The sequence below is a fragment of the uncultured Propionibacterium sp. genome, assembly GCF_963539965.1.
GTDB lineage: Bacteria > Actinomycetota > Actinomycetes > Propionibacteriales > Propionibacteriaceae > Propionibacterium.
In genome coordinates this window covers 1-4,778 of the sequence record NZ_CAUTOU010000106.1, presented here as the reverse complement: position 1 = coordinate 4,778, position 4,778 = coordinate 1, and the positions used below count along the sequence as shown (strand labels likewise).

1 protein-coding gene is annotated in these 4,778 nt (G+C 73.4%); it reads left to right on the top strand.

Annotated features, from left to right (window positions below; translation table 11 throughout):
- Positions 1-4,778 (top strand): non-ribosomal peptide synthetase (locus R2N01_RS11135; RefSeq protein ID WP_316671198.1); only part of this gene is annotated, 4,778 nt, incomplete at both ends.

The following is a 4,778-nucleotide window of genomic DNA, read 5'->3' as shown; positions in this document are numbered from 1 at the left end:
CTTCGTCTACCTCGAGGCCCTGCTGCCGGTCGGCGCCGACGAGGCCGCCGCGGCGGTGCGCGGGGTCATGGACCGGCACGACGTCTTCCGCGCCCGCCTGGACGAGGAGAACGCCCGCGTCCTCGTCGAGCCCGCCGCCGCGCCGGCCCCGATCCCCGTCCACGCCGCGGTCCGCGGCCGGGACGCCGACGGGCTGGTCGCCGGCGTCCGCGCCGGGCTCATCGCCGAGGCCAGGGCCTCCAACGAGGGCGAGCGGCTGTACGGAGTCGCCCTCGTCGAGCACGGGGACGCCACGCGGCTGTGCGTCTTCCTCAACATGATCATCGTGGACGCCGCCTCGGTGTACGTCCTGCTGCGCGAGATCGACGACCGCCTGGCCGGCCGGCCCCCGGCCCCGGTGGTCCCCTACGCCCGGGCCGCCCGGGAACTGGCTGCGCGCAGGGGCGGGGCCGTGCGCGAGCGCTCCCTGGCCTACTGGGCCGGGAAGGCGCCGGAACTGCCGCCGGCGCCCCGCTTCAAACCGGGCGTGACCGTCCTGGACGGCTGGTCGACCCGCCGCTGCTCCGCCGTGCTGCCGCGCGAGCTCCTCGAGAGGATCAGGGCCCGCGCCGGGCGCACCGGCGTCAGCACCACCGCCGCGCTGCTGGCCGTCCACGCCGGCGTCCTGGCCCGTTGGGCCGATCGGGGCGCCTTCAGCGTGAACATGACCGTCACCGAGCGCGCCGAGCTGGACGCCGGCGCCCGGGTCATGGGCGACTTCACCTCGTCCATGCTGATCGGCATCGACACGACGGCGGCCGGCGGTGTCGACGCGGTGTCGGCGGCCATCCACGCCGACACCGTCGCGGGTCTGATGAACCGCGGCTGCTCCGGCGTCGAGGTGATGTCCGAGTTCCTGCGCGGATCGGCCCCGCAGCAGGAGGCCCTCATGCCGGTGGTCTTCACCAGCTTCGTCGAGGGCGCCGCCGGCGCCGACCACTCCTCGGGGCTGCGGGTGGAGCACGCCTATACGCAGACCAGCCAGGTCTTCCTCGACATGCAGGCCATGCCCCACCGCGACTCGGTGAGCCTGTCATGGGACTACGTGCCCGAGTACTTCGGCTTCGACGTCCGGACGATGTTCGACGCGATGATCGAGGCCGTTGCGCAGTACGCCGACGGCGGCGAGCCGCTGCCGGTGCGCGACCGGGCCACCGAGCGGCGCGTCGTCGCCTACAACGACACCGCCGCCCCGCTCCCCGGCGGCACCCTCATGAGCGCCGTGCGCGCCTCCTTCGCCGAGCACGCCGCCCGCCCGGCCATCGTCAGCCCCGCCCTCGGGCTCGAGTACAGCTACGCCCAGGTCGAGGAGATCTCCGCCCGGCTCGCCGGGCTGCTCGTCGACAGGGGCTGCCGGCCCGGCGATGTGGTCATGATCGAGTCGACCAAGCACCCGATGTCGATCATCAACCAGCTGGCCGTGCTGCGCGCCGGGGCCTCCTTCGTGCCGGTCAGCGCCGCACACCCGGCCGAGCGCCGCGCCTACATCGCGCGGGCCTCCGGTGCGATCGGCCTCGTCCTGGCCGACGACAGCTACGACGAGCTGGGCGCCGCCTCCTATCCGGGCGCCTTCCGGGACGTCGAGGTCGACCCCGGGGCGCTGGCCTACGTCATCTTCACCTCCGGCTCGACCGGCCGGCCCAAGGGGGTCGAGATCACCCACGCCGGCGCGGTCAACACGATCAACGACATCAACACCCGCTTCGGCGTGGGCCCCGAGGACGTGATCATCGGCCTGTCGGCGCTCAGCTTCGACCTGTCCGTCTACGACATCTACGGGGCCCTGGGCGCCGGCGCCCTGCTCGCCGTCGTCGACGACGAGCGCGACGCCGACGAGATCCACGCAGTGCTGGGCCGGTGCGGGGTGACCGTGTGGAGCTCCACGCCCGCCCTCGTCGAGCTCGCCCTGCTGCGCGCCGAGGCCGGCACGCGGTACCCGGGCCTGCGCCTGCTCATGATGAGCGGCGACCGCATCGCCGCCGATCTGCCCGGGCGGGCCCGCACGATCTTCCCGAACGCGGACATCAACAGCCTCGGCGGCGCCACCGAGGGCAGCATCTGGTCGATCCATTACCGGTTCGACGGCGACCGGGACCCCGGGACGATCCCCTACGGTTATCCGCTGGCGAACCAGCGGATGTACGTCATGGGCTTCGACGGGCGCCCCTGCCCGGTCGGGGTGCCCGGAGAGATCTGCATCGCGGGCGCCGGGGTGGCCCTCGGCTACCGCGGCGAGAAGGACAGGACCGACGCGGTCTTCGTCGACACCGAGGACTACGGGCGCATCTACCGCACCGGTGACATCGGCGTCTTCAACGAACACGGCTTCATCGACTTCCTGGGCAGACGCGACCGTCAGGTGAAGGTGCGCGGGCACCGCATCGAGCTCGGCGAGATCGAGGCCGTGCTGTCCGAGGCGGACGGCACCCGGCTCGTGCTGGCCGCCGTGCTTGACCACCTCGGCCGCGATGCGCTGGTCGCCTTCGTCGTCCCGGAGCGCCCCGGGGCCGGCGTCGAGGCGGCGAGGTACACCGCCCTGGCCCGCCGCAAGCTGCCCGAGTACATGGTGCCGCAGCACGTCATCGGCCTGGACGAGGTGCCCGTGAACGGCCACGGCAAGGTCGACCGGCCGGCCCTGCAGCGCCTCCTCGAGGAGCGCATCGGCGCGGCCGGGCGGGCCCCCGCGCCGCCGTCCGGATCATTCCGAGGTCCGCTGCGCGAACTCTGGGAGGACGTTCTCAAGGGGCCGGTGACGAGCGACGACGCCTCGTTCTTCGAGCTCGGCGGCGATTCGCTGAAGTTCCAGGAGATGCTGCGCCGGGTCCGGCGCGCCAGTGGGCGCGCCCTGCGCTTCCGCGATGTCATCGTCGAGCCCACCCTCGCCCGCGTCGGCGAGCTCCTCGAACGGGCGCGGCCGGTCGGGGACGCCGCCGGGCCCGTCGACGAGGCGCCGGGCGAGCAGGGCGGTGACTTCGACCCCTTCCCGCTGACCGACATGCAGCTGGCCTATCTGGTCGGCCGCAGCGAGGCCTTCGCCCTGGGCGGGGTCGCCGAGCACTACTACGTCGAGTCCGAGAACGAACTCGACATGGCCCGTCTCGAGGACGCCTTCAACGCCCTCATCGCGCGCCACCCCATGCTGCACGCCGTCATCGGCGACGACGGCACCCAGCGGATCATGGAGCGGGCGCCCCGCTACCGCATCGAGGTCACCGATCTGTCCGGCGCCGACGACCGGACCGTCGAGCGGGCCATAGCCGAGCGGCGCGCCCTGCTCAGCCACGAGCGCTTCGCGCCCGGCACCTGGCCCCAGTACTCGCTGAGCGCCATCGACCTGGGACGGGGCCGCTACCGGCTCTTCCTCAGCATCGACATGCTGCTCGCCGACGGCGCCAGCCAGCGCATCATCCTGGAGGACCTGACCCGGCTCTACGAGGGCCGCGAACCCCTGCCGCTGGGCGGACGCTTCCGCGACTACGTGATGCGCCTGCGGGCCGGCCGCGGATCCGCCTTCGGGCAGCTGACCGGGCCCCAGGTGGACGGCATCGTCGACGGCTTCCCCGTCGGCAATGTCCTGCCGGAGCTGCCCGGCGCCCGTATGGACGCCGCCCCCAGCGTCCGCCGACTCTCGCAGCTGATCGGCGCCGAGCAGGCCGCCGCCCTGCGCGAGCAGGCCAGGGCGCACGGGGTGAGCATCTCGTCGCTGTTCGCCGCGGCCTACGTCGGATCACTGGGCCTGTGGGCCGCCGGCGGGCGCGTCGGCATCAATGTGACGACCTACAACCGCGACCGGCGCATCGCCGACACGGGCAATGTCGTCGGCGACTTCACCGGCGTGGTGCTGCTCAGCTACGACGCGACCGGACGGCCCGATCTGTTCGGGACGGCCCGGCGCGTGCAGCACGATCTGCTCGAGCACCTGGACGCCAGCTACTCGGGGGTGCGGATGATCTCGGAGATCGCGCGGCGCAGGCACGCCGTCGGTCAGGCGATCGCGCCCTTCGTGCTGACCTCGCTGCTCTTCGACGCCGACCAGCCCGAGCTGCCCGGCCGCGACGCCAGTGTCCTCGGCCGGATCCACCACGCGCTCTCCCAGACCCCGCAGGTGCTGCTCGACAACCAGCTGGTCCCGATGGGCGGACAGATCGCCGTATCGTGGGACTACGTCGAGTCCTTCTTCGACGCGACGATGATGACCGAGCTCTTCGAGCACTATCTCGCCACTCTGCGCCGCTGCGCCGCCGGCCGGGCCGACCCGCCGCCGGTGCCCGCGGGCTCGGCCGTCATGGTCAAGAGGGCGCTGCTGAGCCGCATGGGCGGGCGGGCCGGGCGCCCCGCCGCGCGTCCGGCCGAGGACGGGCGGGCCGAGCAGGAGGACGCCGGAGAGGTCCTGGCCATCGCCCGCGAGCAGCTGAGGATGCCCGCGCTGGCCGCGCCGGAGAATCTGTTCGACGCCGGCGTGGACTCGCTGGGCTTCATCGCCCTGGTCAAGGAGATCGAGAGCCGCACCGGCGTACGCATCCCGCTCGCCTCGGCCCTGAGCGATCCCAGCGCCGCCCGGCTGGCCCGGCTCGTGCGGGCGGCTCCGGAGCCCCGCGAGCCGGCGGGGCGGGCGGGCGGCGGCGAGAGCCTGGTCTGGCTCGCGCCCGGCGGCCGGACGAAGGCCGTCCTCGTGCACGGCGGCTTCGGAACGGTCGAGGTCTACCGCGACCTGGCCATGGCCCTGCCCGCCGACTGGG